The organism is Paramagnetospirillum marisnigri, from assembly GCF_001650715.1.
In the GTDB taxonomy this organism is placed as follows: Bacteria; Pseudomonadota; Alphaproteobacteria; order Rhodospirillales; family Magnetospirillaceae; genus Phaeospirillum; species Phaeospirillum marisnigri.
In genome coordinates, this window is sequence record NZ_LWQT01000010.1 from 60,894 (window position 1) to 77,626 (window position 16,733).

The 16,733-nt window shown below is 66.2% G+C and carries 13 protein-coding genes; 3 read left to right on the plus strand and 10 right to left on the minus strand.

Features of this window, described 5'->3' with window-relative positions; all coding sequences use genetic code 11:
- Both A6A04_RS00285 and A6A04_RS00290 read right to left on the minus strand, forming a co-directional pair.
- The gene (locus A6A04_RS00285; RefSeq protein WP_068489252.1) at positions 1–1,623 is read right to left on the minus strand and encodes an efflux RND transporter periplasmic adaptor subunit; all 1,623 of its coding nucleotides are present in this window, start codon (positions 1,621–1,623) and stop codon (positions 1–3) included.
- Between the two features lie 82 nt (positions 1,624–1,705).
- Positions 1,706–2,014 carry a hypothetical protein gene (locus A6A04_RS00290; RefSeq protein ID WP_172822707.1) on the minus strand — a complete coding sequence of 103 codons (309 nt, stop codon included), beginning with the start codon at positions 2,012–2,014 and terminating at the stop codon, positions 1,706–1,708.
- A gap of 192 nt (positions 2,015–2,206) precedes the next feature.
- Here A6A04_RS00290 and A6A04_RS00295 point away from each other — a divergent pair, with 192 nt between their 5' ends.
- Entirely contained in the window at positions 2,207–2,956 is a 750-nt protein-coding gene (locus A6A04_RS00295) for a S1 family peptidase (RefSeq protein ID WP_216636064.1), read from the plus strand.
- Between the two features lie 34 nt (positions 2,957–2,990).
- Here the strand turns inward: A6A04_RS00295 and A6A04_RS00300 are convergent, their stop codons facing one another.
- From A6A04_RS00300 to A6A04_RS00330, 7 genes are all read right to left on the minus strand, one after another.
- Complete coding sequence (locus A6A04_RS00300; protein ID WP_245651030.1) at positions 2,991–3,326, minus strand: hypothetical protein; 336 nt, start codon at positions 3,324–3,326, stop codon at positions 2,991–2,993.
- The gene (locus A6A04_RS00305; RefSeq protein WP_068489256.1) at positions 3,323–3,520 is read right to left on the minus strand and encodes a hypothetical protein; all 198 of its coding nucleotides are present in this window, start codon (positions 3,518–3,520) and stop codon (positions 3,323–3,325) included. The genes A6A04_RS00300 and A6A04_RS00305 overlap by 4 nt, the downstream gene beginning before the upstream one ends.
- A gap of 331 nt (positions 3,521–3,851) precedes the next feature.
- Positions 3,852–6,665, minus strand: a complete 2,814-nt coding sequence (locus A6A04_RS00310; protein ID WP_068489258.1) for an FAD-binding and (Fe-S)-binding domain-containing protein — start codon at positions 6,663–6,665, stop codon at positions 3,852–3,854.
- Positions 6,662–7,333: a LutC/YkgG family protein gene (locus A6A04_RS00315; protein ID WP_068489260.1), complete on the minus strand. Its 672-nt coding sequence runs from the start codon at positions 7,331–7,333 to the stop codon at positions 6,662–6,664. The genes A6A04_RS00310 and A6A04_RS00315 overlap by 4 nt, the downstream gene beginning before the upstream one ends.
- Positions 7,326–8,759 carry a LutB/LldF family L-lactate oxidation iron-sulfur protein gene (locus A6A04_RS00320; protein WP_068489262.1) on the minus strand — a complete coding sequence of 478 codons (1,434 nt, stop codon included), beginning with the start codon at positions 8,757–8,759 and terminating at the stop codon, positions 7,326–7,328. Before A6A04_RS00320 ends, A6A04_RS00315 begins: the two co-directional genes overlap by 8 nt.
- Complete coding sequence (locus A6A04_RS00325; RefSeq protein WP_068489264.1) at positions 8,749–9,498, minus strand: (Fe-S)-binding protein; 750 nt, start codon at positions 9,496–9,498, stop codon at positions 8,749–8,751. Before A6A04_RS00325 ends, A6A04_RS00320 begins: the two co-directional genes overlap by 11 nt.
- 214 nt (positions 9,499–9,712) lie before the next feature.
- Entirely contained in the window at positions 9,713–10,300 is a 588-nt protein-coding gene (locus A6A04_RS00330; protein WP_068489336.1) for an FCD domain-containing protein, read from the minus strand.
- A 176-nt stretch (positions 10,301–10,476) separates the two neighbouring features.
- Here A6A04_RS00330 and A6A04_RS00335 point away from each other — a divergent pair, with 176 nt between their 5' ends.
- A complete protein-coding gene (locus A6A04_RS00335) occupies positions 10,477–12,120 on the plus strand; it encodes a lactate permease LctP family transporter (protein ID WP_068489266.1) in 1,644 nt (547 codons plus the stop codon).
- Between the two features lie 224 nt (positions 12,121–12,344).
- Here the strand turns inward: A6A04_RS00335 and A6A04_RS00340 are convergent, their stop codons facing one another.
- Positions 12,345–13,121 (minus strand): FCD domain-containing protein, encoded by a 777-nt coding sequence (locus tag A6A04_RS00340; RefSeq protein ID WP_082914590.1) that lies wholly within the window; start codon positions 13,119–13,121, stop codon positions 12,345–12,347.
- Between the two features lie 150 nt (positions 13,122–13,271).
- Between A6A04_RS00340 and A6A04_RS00345 the strand changes: the two genes are divergently transcribed.
- Positions 13,272–16,733: a pyruvate carboxylase gene (locus A6A04_RS00345; RefSeq protein WP_068489267.1), complete on the plus strand. Its 3,462-nt coding sequence runs from the start codon at positions 13,272–13,274 to the stop codon at positions 16,731–16,733.

Genomic DNA, 16,733 nt, shown 5'->3' on the forward strand with positions numbered 1-16,733 from the left:
TTACCTCCCCGCCTTGAGCTGGGCGATTCCTTGGGTCACCACCCGGTCGCCGGGATTGACGCCTTCGGTGATTTCGGCCAGCGGCCCGACCATGCGGTCGATCTTGATGGGTCTCGCCTCGAAGCTTTCGGGCGCGGTGCGCACGAAGACCACCTGACGGCCTCCCAACTCGGCGATGGCGTCGCGCGGAACGGCGGTGCGCATGCGAATGGCCCCGGTGGCGAGATAGACATCCACCGGCATGCCGATGCCAAGCTCGCCGATCCTGTCCGAGTTCACCTGGAAGATGGCGTGAATGCCTTGGTCCTGAGGGTCGAGCTTGGGGCTGCGGCCCAGCAGGGTCAGGGCGAAGGTCTGTCCCGGCAACAGCTTGGTGGTCGCCATGGCCCCCGCCACGCGCCGCGCCAAATGCAGGTCGTGGATGACCGCCTCGACCCGCAGGCGCGTGACATCGACTACCTCGGCCAGCGACTGGGCGGGGCCGACCACCTCGCCCGGCACCACATGGACATCGGTGACGATTCCGTCCAGGGGGGCGGTCAGGTATTCACGCCCCAGGGAGGTTCCCGCGATCTGAGCGCGTTCCCGCCGCAGTTGGTCCAGGCGGATGCGGGTGGTCTCCACCTGCTTGACGGGGACCAGCGGCCCCAGGGCTTCCTGCCGCGCCAGTTCCCGTTGGGTAATATTGAGTTCGCTGTCGATCCGGGTCAGGGAGGACCGCTTGTCGCCCCGCTCCAGATTGGTCAGGGTCGGCTCCAGAACCGCCAGCACCTGCCCCCGCTTGACGATCTGGCCGGGAACCGGAATGGGAAAGGCGGGGTCGGCGACGATGCGGGCGGGTTGCGACGGCTGCACCCGGGCATAGCCGGAAGGATCGGGAATCACCCGGCCCATGACGCGAACGGTGTCGGCGGCTTCGCGGGGCTCGATCCTTTCGGTGCGGATGCCCAGCAGGAACTGGGTCGGCTTGGACATGACGATGGGCTCGCCCGGCTGGGCCTGGGGCTTGGGGTCGGAGGGCGCGCCGTGATCCTCGCCGCCATGGGCGAGGGCCGGGGGGATGGAGATGAGCAGAATCAGGGCCGCGACGCTTGCCTTGCGCCGCAGTCCCAGCACCACGGCTACCACCACGGCGCCGATGGCCCCGCCTCCCATCCAATGGGTCCAATGCGCGACGCTGGCGTCAGTGGGATCGGCCCCCGGAGTCTGCTGCTGCCGCACGCCCTGGATCAGCACCAGGTCGCTGCGCTCACCCACCGAGATCACAAGGCTAAGGTCAACGGCCTCGACCATGGGCGCCCAGGCCAGGGTGTAGACCCCTTCGCCATTGGTGGGGGCCGCGACTCCCCGCCATGGACCAGCCTCGGCCTCGATGGCGGCGTTCGCCACCGGCGCGTTGCTGTCGGCTTCGGCCAAATAGAGCAGGCTGCCTCCCTCCGCCGATGGCACCAGCACGGCCTGGAACGCCTCGCCCTCGGCGCCAAAATTGGCCTTCTGCGCCGCTGGACCATGCGATGGCGCATTGGGGAGGCTATGGTCGATACCGTCATGGGCGAAGCTGCCCATGGAGGCAATGGCGAGGCCAGCCGCAAGGACGGCGGCGGAAAACAGGCGACGGGGCATAGGAGGGCTCCCAAAGACTCATGGACGCTTCGCCGCGCCACGGGCGCGACGGCTCACCCGTCCGCGACGGGTTGGTGGAGCGTCAGAGTCTGGGAGGTTTGGCGGGCGGCCCGATGCTGGCGAGTTGGCGGATGGTCTGCTGGCCAGGCGCGCCGTGACTGATTTTCACCGGCAGGAGGACCTGGATGTGAAAGCCCGATGGCAATGCGGCCACGCAGCATGATGACGCAAAGACGCAATGGCGCCCCTTGTCGTCATGAGAGGGGGCGTTCCTGTCGAGCAGGCTCTGCTCCGCTCCGTCATGACAGGGATGGTCAATGAACGGCCGCGAGGGGGATTCGGCTTGGCCGTCATGGACATGCGCCGACGCCTGCCCGACGAAGGCAAGCATCAACCCCATGACCAATACCACCAATGCGCACGCCGTTCTCACTTAAGGCGCCTCCCATTCCATGGCGTCATGAAGCGTCGTCGGCGGCCCCCGTGTCAACGGTTCCGGACTGAATCATCAAAAATTCTCCAGGCGGGGGGGCTCGCCGGGCTAGACTGACGCGAGAGAGGCCACCCGATCGCGGGTCCGTCCATGCAAGGCCCCATTGTCATGATCGAGCCCATCCTGCTTACCGCCGCCCGCGTCATCACGTTCAGCCAGTCGACCTGCCTGACCAATGCCAGCGGCTTCTTTTTTGAACGCGATGGCCGTCTGTACCTGGTGACCAGCCGACACGTCCTGTGCGATCCCGCCACCCGTCATGCCCCCGATCGGATCGAGATCGAGCTTCACATCAATCCGGACAATCTCGCCGAATCGACCGGGTTCTCCATACCCCTTTATCGGGACGGGCAGGGGCTGTGGAAGCAGGGGGCGGATCATTCCGGCGATATCGACGTGGCGGTGATTGAACTTGATCGGGCGGCACTGCCATCCACCATGGTCTACCGGGCCTTCACCCCCGAACATCTGCTCGATTGCCTGGATCGGGTGGAAGTGGGCGAGCCGTTGCTGGTGGTGGGCTTTCCGCTGGGCTTCCATGACGCCTTGCATCACATGCCGGTGGTTCGGCAAGCCATCATCGCCTCGTCCTTCGGCCTGCGTTTCCAGGGGATGGGATATTTCCTCAGCGACGCCAGAACCCATCGCGGCACCAGTGGGGCTCCGGTGGTCATGCGGGTGACGCACCCCAATCCCCGGCAGAGCGAATTGCCGTGGATGCTGTTGGGGGTGCATTCAGCGCGCCTGGATGTCGGGACCCGGGATCTGGCGCTGGACGAGGCGCTGGGGCTCAATTGCGTCTGGTATACCGACATCCTGATGGCCTTGACCGCCGACTGAGATGCCGCCGTCCATCCCCGGTCCCGGACAGGGGTCAGTCCGGGGCTTGCGCCATCGCCACCGGCGAGAAAAACGTGGAATCGGTCAAGGTCATGGCGGAGATGATGCGTGTCTCTCCCTGGCCGTCCAGGCATCTCAACCGCACATGGACCAGTCCGTCGACGGTGGTCCAGATGCGGGCGACTTCCCAGACCCTGTCGAACCGGTCATGAACCTTGCGGAAGCGATCGCCAAGCCGCAAGGGCGGGGGATTTCGCCCCAGTTGCATGAATTTCGACACAATGCGGCCGGCCAGGGTCGTCAGGCCCGCATCCGGCGTCCTGATCGCCAGGGATTGGTCGATGGTGGTGCCGCGAGATCGGGCCATCATTGGATACGCCCTTGCGTCATTCTGATGAGCGCCAGCATGGCCGTCATCTCGATTCCGTCCCGCGCCATCAGGCGATGGATGATGGGATCGCGCAGGACATCAACCAGCAGCGGTTCGCTACCACCGCTGAATGCAGCTTGATAGCCTGGCGGCGAGGCCCGGGGTGGAGCGGTTTTCGTCCATGGGTGCGACATGATGGCGTCTCCTGGGTGTGACCGCGCACGGAGGGCGTGTTGTTTGCGATTGGGGATGGATGTGTGTCAGGGGTTGGTTCTTGGACGTGCCGTAACCGTCGATGCGCGAATATTTTTGTTTGTATTGTTTTGGTGTTGCGTGATGGGTGTTAATTATTTTGATGATTATTTATATGCGCCCATCGCGCTGATGCGTTGATTATACACCGTGTCGCCGCTTTGTGTGTGGATATTTAATTATCTATGAGTCCCGTGTCGGGGGAACCGCTCCGGCCCGGTCGTCTCCGTCAACGACCGGGGTCATTCGCAGGCCAATCGGTCGGTTGTTTCCCTATCGGCTGGCGCGGTCCAGCAGGGTCACGATGGAGCGATAGGGCACTCCGGCATGGTCGGCCAGGCCGATCTCGCAGGTGCGGTTGGAGGAATAGCCCGCCTCGCATCCGGCCGGGACCTGATCGGCCAGCTTGCGCAGCGCATGGTCGTTGAGCTCGGGATGGGTGAAGCCCTTGTCACCGGCGAAGCCGCAGCAGCCCACGGCTTCCGGCACTACGGCGGTCTCGGCGCAGGCCTTGGCGAGGCCCAGCATCTTGTCGTCGAGGCCCATCTTGCGGGCACCGCAATTGACATGGACCAGCACCGGGGCGGCCTGCCTGGAGAGTTTCAGGCGCGGCATCACCGCGTCATGCAGGAACTCCACCGAATCCAGCACCTTGAGCCGCTCACCGAGATAGGTCTTCATGCGCCAGGAACAGGCCGAGGCATCCATCACCACCGGCAGCCGCCCGTTATCGGAGGCCTTCATCAGGGCGGCCTCCAGGTCGGACGCCTTGCGGTCGGCGGCGTCCTGCAGTCCCTTGCTCTCGAAGGCCTGGCCGCAGCACAGGGAGTCCAGTCCCTCGGGCACCACCACCTTGTATCCCGCCCGCGCCAGCACCCGGCTCATGACCGTGGGCAGCGAGTCCTGCTCGGGGTCGCCCGAGGCCGGACCCATGGTCCGGGCGGCGCAGGTGGGGAAATAGACCACCGCCTCGCCATCAGCGGGGCCGGAGGCGAGGGTGTAATGGGCGGCGGTGGGGAGGGCCTCGCTCAGCTTGGGCATGGAGCCCACCAGCTTGCGGGCCGCGCCCGCCAGGGCGGCCATGGATTTCGGCCCGGCCACTCGGCTGACCAGGGCGCAAGCGCCCAGTCCCAGGCGGGTGGCGGTCATGGCGCCGCCATAATGGCGGCTCATCCACTCCCCGGCCGAGCGGGCGGCGGCGGGCAGGCGGCGGCCGCGCAGCGCCTTGGTCAGGCGGCCGGTCTCGATCCCCACCGGGCAGGCGGTGGCGCACAGCCCGCAGGCGGCGCAGGTGTCGATGCCCTGGTAATCGTAAAGGCGGCGCAGTTCGGTGGCGGGATCGCCCTTGGCGGCCAGGCGCGAAATCTCGCGCCAACTGGTGATGCGCTGGCGTGGGCTCAGGGTCATTCCGTGGCTGGGGCACATGCGCTCGCAAAAGCCGCATTCGATGCAGGTATCCACCAGGGAATCGGCGGCGGGCAGCGGCTTGAGATTTTCCAGATGGGCCTGGGGATTGGTGTCGAGCACCACGCCGGGATTGAGCAGCCCGGCCGGGTCGAGCAGGCGCTTGATCTCCCACATCAGGGCGGTGGCGTCCTTGCCCCATTCCATCTCGACGAAGGGCGCCATGTTGCGCCCCGTTCCATGCTCGGCTTTCAGGCTGCCGTCGTATTTCTTCACCACTAGCTCGCAGACTTCATCCATGAAGCGGGCATAGCGCTCCACCTCGGCCTTGGAGCCGAAATCCTGGGTGAAGACGAAGTGGAGATTGCCGTCCAGGGCGTGGCCGAAAATGATGGATTCGTGATAGCCGTGGGCGCGGCACAGCCGCTCCAGGTCGACGGTGGCATCGGCCAGCGCGGCGATGGGAAAGGCCACGTCCTCGATGATGACGGTGGTGCCCACCGGCCGCACCGCGCCGACGGCGGGGAACAGGCCCTTCCTGATCTTCCACAGCTTGCCGTATTCGTAGGGATCATGGGTGAAGGCGGGGGCGAACAGGGTGGTCACCGCCGCCAGACTGGCGCCGATGGCGGCGATATTGGCGTCCAGTCCGGCGGAATCCTCGGCCCGGGTCTCCACCAGCAAGGCGGTGACGCCCTCGGCCAGACCGACGATCTGGGCGGGCATGCCGGGCTTGTCCTCCACCGAGCGCAGGCTGGCGCGGTCCATCAGTTCCACCGCCGAGACCGGGGCGGATTTCAGCAGCACCACGGCGCGGCAGGCCTCGGCGATATCGGGGAACAGCAGCAGGGCGCTGGCCTTGTGGGCGTGCTCGGGCACGGTGCGGTAGGTGATCTCGGCGATGAAGCCCAGCGTGCCTTCCGAGCCGATCAGCAGATGGGTCAGGATGTCCAGGGGATCGGTGAAATCCACCAGGGCGTTGAGGCTGTAGCCGGTGGTGTTCTTGATGGCGAATTTGCGCCGGATGCGCTCGCGCAGGGTCTCGTCGGCCTGGACCCGCCTGCCCATGGCGTCGAGCGAGTCCAGCAAGGCGGCGTGGCTGGCGCGGAAGGCGGCGGTGCTGGCGGCATCGCCGGTATCCACCAGGGTGCCATCGGCCAGCACCAGGCGCATGGACATCACGGTCTGATAGGAATTGTCCGCGGTGCCGCAGCACATGCCGCTGGCATTATTGGCGGCGATGCCGCCGATCTTGCAGGAATCGATGCTGGCCGGGTCGGGGCCGATCTTGCGGGCGAAGGCGGCGAGGCGGCGGTTGGCCTCGGCGCCGATGACGCCGGGTTGCAGCCGGATGCGCTTGCCCTGGTCCTCGACCACCGCCTGGGTCCAGCCGGTGCCCAGGATCATCAGCACCGAATCGCTGACCGCCTGGCCCGACAGCGAGGTTCCGGCGGCGCGGAAGGTGACGGGGGCGCGGTGGCGGCGACAGGCGGCCAGCACCGCCATGACCTCGGCCTCGTCGGCCACTTCCACCACCAGTTTGGGAGTCAGTCGGTAGAAGCTGGCATCGGTGCCGTAGGCGAGGCGCTTCAGGGGATCGGTGATCAGTCGGGCGGCGGGAATCGCCCCGGCGAGGTCGCGCAGCAGGGCGTGGGTATCGGTGGCGGTGGCGACGTGGTTCATGGACGGGCTCCCTCGGGTCCGACCAGCAGCACCACCAGCTCCTTGGGGCCGTGGACGCCATAGGCCAGGGTCTGTTCGATATCGGCGGTCTTGCTGGGGCCGGACACCAGCAGGGCATTGGTGGGCATGGCGGTGGCCCAGCCCTGGGCGCGGATGGTCTCGGCCAGGGAATCGGTCAGGTCGGCTTCATTGACCAGCGCCACATGGATGGGCGGCAGCAGGCTCATCAGCCGGGGCTCGTCGGGCGTCGGCCACAGCACCAGCGAACCGGTCTGGGCGATGCCGCCCCGCGCCGTGGTCAGGGCGGCGTCGGCCTGGTGGACCAGCACCTCCTTCAAATCCTCGACGCTGCGGTCATAGGCCAGCAGCGCCGGGCCGCCGTCGCTCCAGGCGTCGGACAGGCGACGCCCGGCCTCGGTGGCGGGGGCGTAGAGCAGGGTGCGCGCGCCCTTGTTGCCCAGGATGGACAACAGCCGTTCCGGCCAGCTTTCGTCGGTGACCTCGTGGACCTCGGCGTGGGAGGCTTCCAGCATGGCCTTGAACCGGGCCTTGCGCTCGGACCCGAAAGCGGGCGGTGTCCAATCGGGGCGCGGCGGCGCCGGGCGCTTGGGCGCGGATTTGAGACGGGCGAGGATGCGGTCGCGGGCGCTGGCATTGGCGTCAGTCATGGGAGAACCCCTTCTCGCGGGCCAGTTGGTGCAGGCTCTTGGCCGCGAATTTCGGTTTTGTCCGCACGGCGGTCCAGGTTCTCAGCATGGGGGCCGAGGCGGGCATCAGATTACCGAACCAGCCCAGCGCCCGGCTGGCCAGCCCATAGAGCGCTGGCGAGGAATACAGGGCCTTCCAGCCCGCCCAGCCCAGGCTGTCGGCCAGCGTGGCGGAGCTGCCGCCGCCCTTGACCGCGTCGCTGCTGGGCTTGACCGCCTCGGTGCGCAATCTGGCCAGCAGGTCGGGAATGGGAATCTGCACCGGGCAGACCTCGGCGCAGGCGCCGCACAGGGTGGAGGCGTGGGGCTGGTCCCCGGCGCAGTCGAGGCCTTCCAGCTGCGGCGTCAGGATTTTCCCGATGGGGCCGGGATAGGTGAAGGTATAGGTGTGGCCGCCGACGCGGGTATAGACCGGGCAATGGTTCATGCAGGCGGCGCAGCGGATGCAGCGCAGCGTGTCGGCCAGTTGGGTATCGCCGTAGACCTTGGACCGGCCATTGTCCAGCAGCACCAGATGGACCTCCCTCGGCCCATCCTTTTCGCCCGGCTTGCGCGGCCCGCTGATCATGTTGACATAGGTGGTGATGGGCTGGCCGGTGGCCGAGCGCGGCAGCAGCGACAGCAGCGGCGCCACGTCCTCGAGGCGCTCGATCACCTTCTCGATGCCGGTCACCGCGATATGAACCGGGGGCAGGGTGGTGGACAGCCGCCCATTGCCCTCATTCTCGATCAGCACCAGACTGCCGGTCTCGGCAATGGCGAAATTGACCCCGGAAATCCCGGCCTGGGCATCGGCGAAGCGGCCGCGCAAGGCCCGGCGCGCGGCGGCGGTCAATTCGTCCACATTCTCGGTATAGCCGAGGCCCTCGATCTTGTCGGCGAACAGCTCGGCGATCTCGCCCTTGTTCATATGGATGCAGGGCATGACGATGTGGGATGGCGCCTCGCCCGCCAGCTGGATGATGTATTCGCCCAGGTCGGATTCCACCGGGATGACGCCGTTGGCCTCCAGGAAGGCGTTGAGATGCATCTCCTCGGTGACCATGGACTTGCCCTTGATCACCCGCGTCGCCCCGGCTTCGCGCAGGATCCCCAGCACGATGGCGTTGGCTTCCTCGGTGGATTCGGCCCAATGGACGGTGACGCCGTTGCGGGTCAGGTTGGCTTCCAGCCGTTCCAGCAGTTCCGGCAGCCGGGCCAGGGCATCGGCGCGGATGGCGGCGCCCCGGGCGCGCAGGGTCGCCCATTCCTCGGGATCGGCGAACTGGGCGGCGCGCTTGGTCATCAGCCCGTCCATGGCGCGGCGGAAATTGGCCCGCAGCTTGGGGTCGTTCAGGGCGACATGGGCCTTGCCGGTGAAATCGGAGACGCGGGCTTCAGCGGCCATGGCAGCGCTCCATCAGGAATTGGGCGATATGGGTGCCGGAGAAGGGCTTGCGGGACTTCTCGGCGGCGCCGGTGATGTTCATCAAACAGCCGCAGTCGCCGGAAATCACCCGGGACGCTCCGGTAGCCTCGATGGAGGCGACCTTGTCGGTGACCATGGCGGCGGAGACCTCGGGCTGGCGCACCGCGAAGGCGCCGCCGAAGCCGCAGCATTCCGTCTCGCGCGGATTTTCCACCAGGGTGACATTGGCAAGCTGGCCCAGCAGCGCCTTGGGCTGGTCCACCACCTTGGCTTCGCGCTGGGAATGGCAGGACGGGTGCCAGGTGATGGTGACCGGGCGGCCCTTGTCCACCAGCCTGACCTTCAGCACATCCACCAGGAATTCGGTCAGTTCGAACACCCGGGCGGAAAACGCCACGGCGCGGGCGTGGTCGGGGGTGTTCTCGAACAGCTCGGCATAGTGGGTCTTCATCATGCCGGCGCACGAGCCCGAGGGCACCACGATGGGCCAGTCTTCCGGGAAGGCATCCAGTTGCAGCCGCGCCACGGCGCGGGCTTCGTCCTGATGGCCGTTATTGCGCGCCGGTTGGCCGCAACAGGTCTGCTTTTGCGGAAACACCACCTTGAGGCCTTCGCGCCGCAGCAGCTCCATCCCGGCCAGACCGGCCTCGGGATAGAACAGGTCGATCAGGCAGGTTCCGAAAAAATAGACGGAGTCCGGGCGGATGCTGGCAGACATGGGCGCTCCCTCAAGCGGTGCCGACATCGTTGGTCGGCCAGATACGGCTAGACCATTTTACATGTTTCGTAAAGTGGTAAAATCTTTTGTCCAGCTACTTCGATCATCCCGACGCCCATGGGGCGGAGGGATCTCGTCTTGGGTCGGTGTCTCAGAATCGGCACCGTCCTTTCAAGCGGGGATCCCTCGCTACCGCTCGGGATGACAAGACGCCTCAGCCGCCCTTCACCCGGCTGGTCAGGTCCGGGCCGGAACGGCGGCGCATGGCGACTTCGCGCCTTGCGTCGGCATGCTGGGCCTCGCGCAGGGCTTCCTCGATGGAATTGATATGGGCCTCGGCGGCCTGGCGCGCCAGGGCCGGATTTCTGGCTTCGACCGCCTTCCAGATGGCCTGGTGCTGGCGCAGGAAGCCGTCGCGCACGCCGCGCCTGCGATAGAGGTCGGAGCGGTCGTAGAACACGCCGCCCTTCAGCATCTCGAATACGCGCCGCATCACATGGGTCATCACCAGATTGTGGGCGGATTCGTAGATGGCCAGATGGAATTCGGCATCGGCGGCGGCTTCCTGGCTGGGGTCGTCCAGGGCATGGGCGCGCTCCATGGCATCCAGGCAGGCGCGCAGGCGGGCCAGATCGGCGGCCGAGGCCCGCTCGGCCGCCAGGGCGGCGGCGCTGCCCGCCATGACGCGGCGGAATTCCAGATAGTCATAGGCGGTATGGGGATGGGCCTGCAGCAGCCGGGACAGCGGGTCGCTGGCGGGCTCTGGGGATGGGGCGGCAACTGGTGGGGTGTTTCGGCTCATGGAGCCAGGATAGCCCCAGCCCAATGGCTCGGCCAATCCGGAAAAATAGGTACGACTCTTTTTCCATTTACATCGAGATATCAAATCGTATATCCAGCAAGAATGTTTGGTAAAAAAGTTTGACCATTGGCGCCGGAGCCCCGGGTTCCGCCGCCCAGATCGAGAGGGGAGGAAACATGCAGCCTTGGATGCAGGTCTATGATCCGGCCGGAAGCCTGGTGCTTTCGTCGCTGGCCGCCGCCATACCCATCATTTTCTTTTTCGTGGCCCTGGCCCTGCTCCGCATGAAGGGGCATGTGGCGGGAACCATCACCGTCCTGCTGGCCATCGCGGTGGCCATCGTGTTCTACAAGATGCCGGTGGCGGCGGCGCTGATGGCGGGCGTCCAGGGCTTCCTGTTCGGCCTGTGGCCCATCGCCTGGATCATCATCGGCGCGGTGTTCCTCTACAAGGTCACGGTCAAGACCGGCCAGTTCGAGATCATCCGCGCCTCGGTGGTGTCCATCACCGCCGACCAGCGTCTGCAGATGCTGATGATCGGCTTTTCGTTCGGCGCCTTCCTGGAAGGCGCGGCGGGCTTCGGCGCCCCGGTGGCCATCACCGCCGCCCTGCTGGTGGGCCTCGGCTTCAACCCGCTTTACGCCGCCGGTCTGTGCCTGATCGCCAATACCGCGCCGGTGGCCTTTGGCGCCATGGGCATTCCGATCATCGTCGCGGGTCAGGTCTCGGGCCTCGACCCGTTCAAGATCGGCGCCATGGCCGGTCGCCAGCTGCCGCTGCTGGCGGTGTTCGTGCCGTTCTGGATTATCTTCATCATGGACGGCTGGAAGGGCGTGCGCGAAACCTGGCCCGCCATCCTGGTGGCCGGCGGGTCCTTCGCCTTTGGCGTCTGGTTCACCTCCAACTATATCGGGCCGGAACTGCCCGACATCACTTCGGCGCTGATCAGCCTGGTCTGCATCACCGTGTTCCTGAAGTTCTGGCAGCCCAAGACCATCTTCCGCTTCAAGGAAGAGGGCGAGGACGAGAAGCATTCCCACGACTATACCGCCGGTCAGATCGCCCGCGCCTGGGCGCCGTTCCTGATCCTGACCGCCGTGGTGACGGTGTGGAGCCTGAAGCCGTTCAAGGCGCTGTTCGCCAAGGGGGCGGACCTGGCCTTCACCAACCTGACCTGGGATGTGCCCTATCTGCACAACCTGGTGGCCAAGGTGCCGCCCATCGTCGCCGCCGCCAAGGCCATGCCCGCCGTCTATACCCTGAACCTGCTTTCGGCCACCGGTACCGCCATCCTGATCTCGGCCATCATCACCATCCTCATGCTGCGCATGAAGGGGTCGGACGGGTTCAAGACCTTCGTCGAAACCCTGAACGAGCTGAAGCGGCCCATCTATACCATCGGCACGGTGCTGGCCTTCGCCTATGTCTCCAACGCCTCGGGCCTGTCCACCACCCTGGCGCTGCTGCTCACCGGGGCGGGACCGACCTATCCCTTCTTCGCGCCGGTGCTGGGCTGGCTGGGCGTGTTCCTCACCGGGTCCGACACCTCGTCCAACGCCCTGTTCGGCGCGCTGCAGGCCACCACGGCCCATCAGCTGGGGCTCAGCGACATCTTGATGGTGGCGGCCAACACCACCGGCGGCGTCACCGGCAAGATGATCAGCCCGCAATCCATCGCGGTGGCCTGCGCCGCCGTGGGTCTGGTGGGTCACGAGAGCAATCTGTTCCGCTTCACCCTGAAGCACAGCATCTTCTTCGTGGTCATCATTGGTGTGATCACCACGCTGCAGGCCTATGTCTTCACCTGGATGATTCCGTAAAAGTTCGCGCGGCTTAGGGCGACGTATTCTCTCCACGCGTCATGGCCGGCCCCCGGATCAAGTCCGGGGGTGACCCGGCCATCCATGGACCCCCGGGTCAGGCCCGGGGGTGACGATAAGGAGAATTCTATTCGGCCAAACCCGGGCAGACACCAACCCTCCCGCATCCCCTGATGCCGGACAACCTGGCCCGGACGAGCGATCGTCCGGGCCTTTCTTTTGATTTACTTGCGGGCGGAGGCCAGGTCGGCGTTGGCGAAGCGGCGCAGGCTGACTTCCAGGCGGGCGTCGGCCTCGGCGATTTCCATCAGGGCGGCGCGGGTGAAGTCGATATGGGCCTCGGCGGCGGCCTTGGCGGCGTCGGGATCGCCCGCCATCACCGCCAGATAGATGGCGCGGTGCTGCTCCAGCAGCAATTCGCGGACGCCCTGGCGCTGATACAGCTTGGCGCGGTTGTAGAACACGTCCTTGCGCAGCATGTCCGACAGCGAGCGCATGATGTGCAGCATCACCAGATTGTGCGAGGCCTCGTAGACCGCCAGATGCAGGTCGGCATCGGCCTCGGCCTCGTCCGAGGAATCGTCCTTGCCATGGGCGGCTTCCATGGTCTCGAAGCGCTGGCGCACGATATCGCGGTCGATCTCGGTGCCCCGCAGCGCAGCGTAATAGGCGGCCGAACCCTCGACGAAGCGGCGGAATTCCAGATAGTCGAAAGTGGTTTCCGGCCGCGACGCCAGGGCGGCGTAAAGCGGCTCGGTGAAGCCCTCGCCCAGCAAGGGCGCCACATAGGTGGCGCCACCGCGCCCCGAGGTCAGCATGCCGCGCTTTTCCAGCTTTTCCAGCGCTTCGCGCAAGGAGGGGCGGGAGACATCGAAACGCTGGGCCAATTCACGCTCGGCCAGCAGTCGCTCGCCCGGGCGCAGGCTCCCCTCCAGGATCAACTGCTCCAACCGGTCGGCGATGGTATCGGCCAGCTTGGCCGGCCTGATGGGGTCCGTCATCGTCACCATCTCGTTAAACTCCTGGTTTCTGTACCCCCGGCCTTCGCTCATGTAAAGTCGCTAATCCCTCGGCTGGGAGTGTCCGGCCACCTTTACATGGGTGGTAAAAAGATTTATCCAACAATTCTCTTTAGTGAAAGTTGGTGATCCATGGCTGTCGCGACCTCCGCTTCCCATCCGCTGCGCAAGCTGCTCGTCGCCAATCGCGGCGAAATCGCCATCCGCATCTGTCGAGCCGCCACCGAACTGGGGTTGGCGACGGTGGCGATCTATTCCACCGAGGACCGCTTCGCGCTGCATCGCTTCAAGGCCGATGAAAGCTATCTGATCGGCAAGGGCAAGGGACCCATCGAGGCCTATCTCGCCATCGACGAGATCGTTCATGTGGCCAAGGAGGCCGGCTGCGATGCCGTTCATCCCGGTTATGGCTTCCTGGCGGAGAACCCGGATTTCGCCGATGCGGTCCGCGCGGCGGGCATGGTGTTCGTGGGGCCAAGCTCCCATGTGATGCGGCTGCTGGGCAACAAGGTGGCGGCGCGCAATCTGGCGGTGAGCGCCGGGGTGCCGGTGATGCCCGCCACCGGGCCGCTGCCCGCCGATGAGGCCGAATGCAAGCGGCTGGCGGCGGCGGTGGGCTATCCCCTGATGCTGAAGGCCAGTTGGGGCGGCGGCGGTCGCGGCATGCGGGTGGTGGAGGGCGAGGCCGAACTGACCGAGCTGGTGGCGGTGGCCCGGCGCGAGGCCAAGGCCGCCTTCGGCAATGACGAGGTCTATCTGGAAAAGCTGGTGCGCCGTGCCCGCCATGTGGAGGTCCAGGTCCTGGGCGATTCCAAGGGCAATCTGGTGCATCTGTTCGAGCGTGACTGCTCGGTGCAGCGCCGCAATCAGAAGGTGGTGGAACGCGCCCCGGCGCCTTATCTCGACGGCCGCCAGCGGGCGGAGCTGTGCGCTTCGGCGCTGAAGCTGGCCCAGGCGGCGGGCTACGAGAACGCCGGTACCGTCGAATTCCTGATGGATATGGATTCGGGGCTGTTCTACTTCATCGAGGTCAATCCCCGCGTCCAGGTGGAGCACACGGTGACCGAGGTGGTCACCGGCATCGATATCGTCAAGGCGCAGATCAAGATCGCGGGCGGTGGTTCCATCGGCTCGCCGGGCTCCGACGTGCCCAAGCAGGCAGATATCGCGCTCAACGGCCACGCCATCCAGTGCCGCATCACCACCGAGGACCCGGGCAACAACTTCATCCCCGATTACGGCCGCATCACCGCCTATCGCGGCGCGGCGGGCTTCGGCATCCGTCTCGATGGCGGCACCGCCTTTTCCGGCGCGCTGATCACGCGGTATTACGATTCCCTGCTGGAAAAGGTCACCGCCTGGGCGCCGACCCCGGAGGAAGCCATCGCCCGCATGGACCGGGCGCTGCGCGAATTCCGCATCCGCGGTGTCGCCACCAACCTGACCTTCCTGGAATCGGTGATCAGCCATCCCCGCTTCGTCGGCTGCGCCTACACCACCCGCTTCATCGACGAGACGCCGGAACTGTTCGCCAAGCAGGATCGCCGCGACCGCGCCACCCGCATCCTGCGCTTCGTCGGCGAGGTCATGGTCAACGGCAATCCCGAGGTGGAGGGGCTGGTCAAGCCCAAGAGCCCGGTGGTGCCCGAGGCGCCCGCCCATCCCCTGTCGGACCCGCCCGCCGGGACCAGGCAACTGCTGGACCGGCTGGGGGCCGAGGGGCTGGCCCAGTGGATGCTGGAGCAGAAGCGGGTGCTGGTCACCGACACCACCTTCCGCGATGCCCATCAGTCGCTGCTCGCCACCCGCATGCGGAGCTATGATCTGCAGGCCGCCGCGCCCGCCTATGCCCGGCTGCTGCCGGGGCTGTTCTCGGTGGAATGCTGGGGCGGCGCCACCTTCGACGTGGCCATGCGCTTCCTCAAGGAGGACCCGTGGGAGCGGCTGCACGGCTTCCGCAATTCCATGCCCAACCTGCTGCTGCAGATGCTGCTGCGCTCGGCCAATGCGGTGGGCTATACCAACTATCCCGACAATGTGGTGCGGCATTTCGTCAAACAAGCCGCCGAGAACGGAGTCGATGTCTTCCGGGTGTTCGACTCCCTCAACTGGGTCGAGAACATGCGGGTCGCCATGGATGCGGTGCGTGACTCGGGCAAGCTCTGCGAGGCCGCCATCTGCTACACCGGCGACCTGTTCGATCCCGACCGCGCCAAATACGACCTGAACTACTATGTCGGCATGGCCAAGGCGCTGGAGAAGGCGGGCGCCCATGTCCTGGGGATCAAGGACATGGCGGGGCTGGCTCGCCCTCGCGCCATCACCGCCCTGGTCAAGGCGCTGAAGCAGGAGGTGGGGCTGCCCATCCACTTCCACACCCACGACACTTCGGGCCTGTCGGCGGCTTCCGTGCTGGCGGCGGTGGACGCCGGGGTGGATGCGGTGGACGCCGCCATGGATTCCATGAGCGGGTTGACCAGCCAGCCGCCGCTGGGCTCCATCTGCGCCGCGCTGAAAGGCCATGAGCGCGATCCCGGCCTCGATCCCCAGGCATTGAACCGTTTGTCCGCCTACTGGGAGAAGGTCCGCGCGCTGTATTCCCCGTTCGAGGCCGATATCCGCTCCGGCACCGCCGATGTCTATCGCCACGAGATGCCGGGCGGCCAGTACACCAATCTGCGCGCCCAGGCCCGTTCCCTAGGCGTCGAGCAGCATTGGGACTGGGTGGCCCAGGCCTATGCCGACGTCAACCAGATGTTCGGCGACGTGGTCAAGGTCACTCCCACCTCCAAGGTTGTCGGCGACATGGCGCTGATGATGGTGACCAGCAACCTGACTCCCGCCGATGTGCTGGACCCCGACAAGGAAATCGCCTTCCCCGAATCGGTGGTCTCGTTCTTCAGGGGCGATCTGGGCCAGCCGGTGGGCGGTTTCCCCGAAGCCCTGCAGAAGAAGGTCCTGGCCGGGGCCAAGCCCATCACCCTCCGCCCCGGCGCGGTGCTGGAGCCCACCGATCTGGAGGCCGCCCGCGCCGAGGCCGAGAAGAAGGCCGGGCGCAAGGTCACCGAGGCGGAACTGGCCTCATTCCTGATGTATCCCAAGGTCTTCACCGATTATGCGGTGCATCACCGCCATTTCGGTGATGTCTCCATGCTGCCCACCGACGTGTTCTTCTATGGCATGCAGCCGGGCCAGGAAATCACCATCGACCTGGAAAAGGGCAAGAGCCTGGTGGTGCGCTTCCTCGCCATCGCCGAGGCCGACGAGGACGGCGAGCGCAAGGTGTTCTTCGAGCTGAATGGCCAGCCGCGCACCGTCAAGGTGGCCGACCGCAAGGTGGCGCCCGCCCGGGTGGCTCGGCCCAAGGCCGAACCCGGCAATGCCAATCATGTGGCGGCGCCCATGCCCGGCCTGGTGGTCAGCGTCGCCGTGCGGGCGGGCCAGGAGGTGGAAAAGGGCGACCTGCTGGTCGCCATCGAGGCCATGAAGATGGAAACGGCGGTTCGCGCCGAGCGGGCGGGCACCATCGCCGAGGTGAGCGTTTCTCCCGGAACCCAGGTGGAGGCCAAGGATCTGCTGGTGGTGATGGCCTGA

What these genes read in the sequence shown, in the direction of transcription:
- A6A04_RS00285 (WP_068489252.1), bottom strand. Translation starts at nt 1,623, where the DNA reads ATGCCCCGTCGCCTGTTTTCCGCCGCCGTCCTTGCGGCTGGCCTCGCC.
- A6A04_RS00290 (WP_172822707.1), bottom strand. Translation starts at nt 2,014, where the DNA reads ATGCTTGCCTTCGTCGGGCAGGCGTCGGCGCATGTCCATGACGGCCAA.
- A6A04_RS00295 (WP_216636064.1), top strand. Translation starts at nt 2,207, where the DNA reads ATGCAAGGCCCCATTGTCATGATCGAGCCCATCCTGCTTACCGCCGCC.
- A6A04_RS00300 (WP_245651030.1), bottom strand. Translation starts at nt 3,326, where the DNA reads ATGATGGCCCGATCTCGCGGCACCACCATCGACCAATCCCTGGCGATC.
- A6A04_RS00305 (WP_068489256.1), bottom strand. Translation starts at nt 3,520, where the DNA reads ATGTCGCACCCATGGACGAAAACCGCTCCACCCCGGGCCTCGCCGCCA.
- A6A04_RS00310 (WP_068489258.1), bottom strand. Translation starts at nt 6,665, where the DNA reads ATGAACCACGTCGCCACCGCCACCGATACCCACGCCCTGCTGCGCGAC.
- A6A04_RS00315 (WP_068489260.1), bottom strand. Translation starts at nt 7,333, where the DNA reads ATGACTGACGCCAATGCCAGCGCCCGCGACCGCATCCTCGCCCGTCTC.
- A6A04_RS00320 (WP_068489262.1), bottom strand. Translation starts at nt 8,759, where the DNA reads ATGGCCGCTGAAGCCCGCGTCTCCGATTTCACCGGCAAGGCCCATGTC.
- A6A04_RS00325 (WP_068489264.1), bottom strand. Translation starts at nt 9,498, where the DNA reads ATGTCTGCCAGCATCCGCCCGGACTCCGTCTATTTTTTCGGAACCTGC.
- A6A04_RS00330 (WP_068489336.1), bottom strand. Translation starts at nt 10,300, where the DNA reads ATGAGCCGAAACACCCCACCAGTTGCCGCCCCATCCCCAGAGCCCGCC.
- A6A04_RS00335 (WP_068489266.1), top strand. Translation starts at nt 10,477, where the DNA reads ATGCAGCCTTGGATGCAGGTCTATGATCCGGCCGGAAGCCTGGTGCTT.
- A6A04_RS00340 (WP_082914590.1), bottom strand. Translation starts at nt 13,121, where the DNA reads ATGACGGACCCCATCAGGCCGGCCAAGCTGGCCGATACCATCGCCGAC.
- A6A04_RS00345 (WP_068489267.1), top strand. Translation starts at nt 13,272, where the DNA reads ATGGCTGTCGCGACCTCCGCTTCCCATCCGCTGCGCAAGCTGCTCGTC.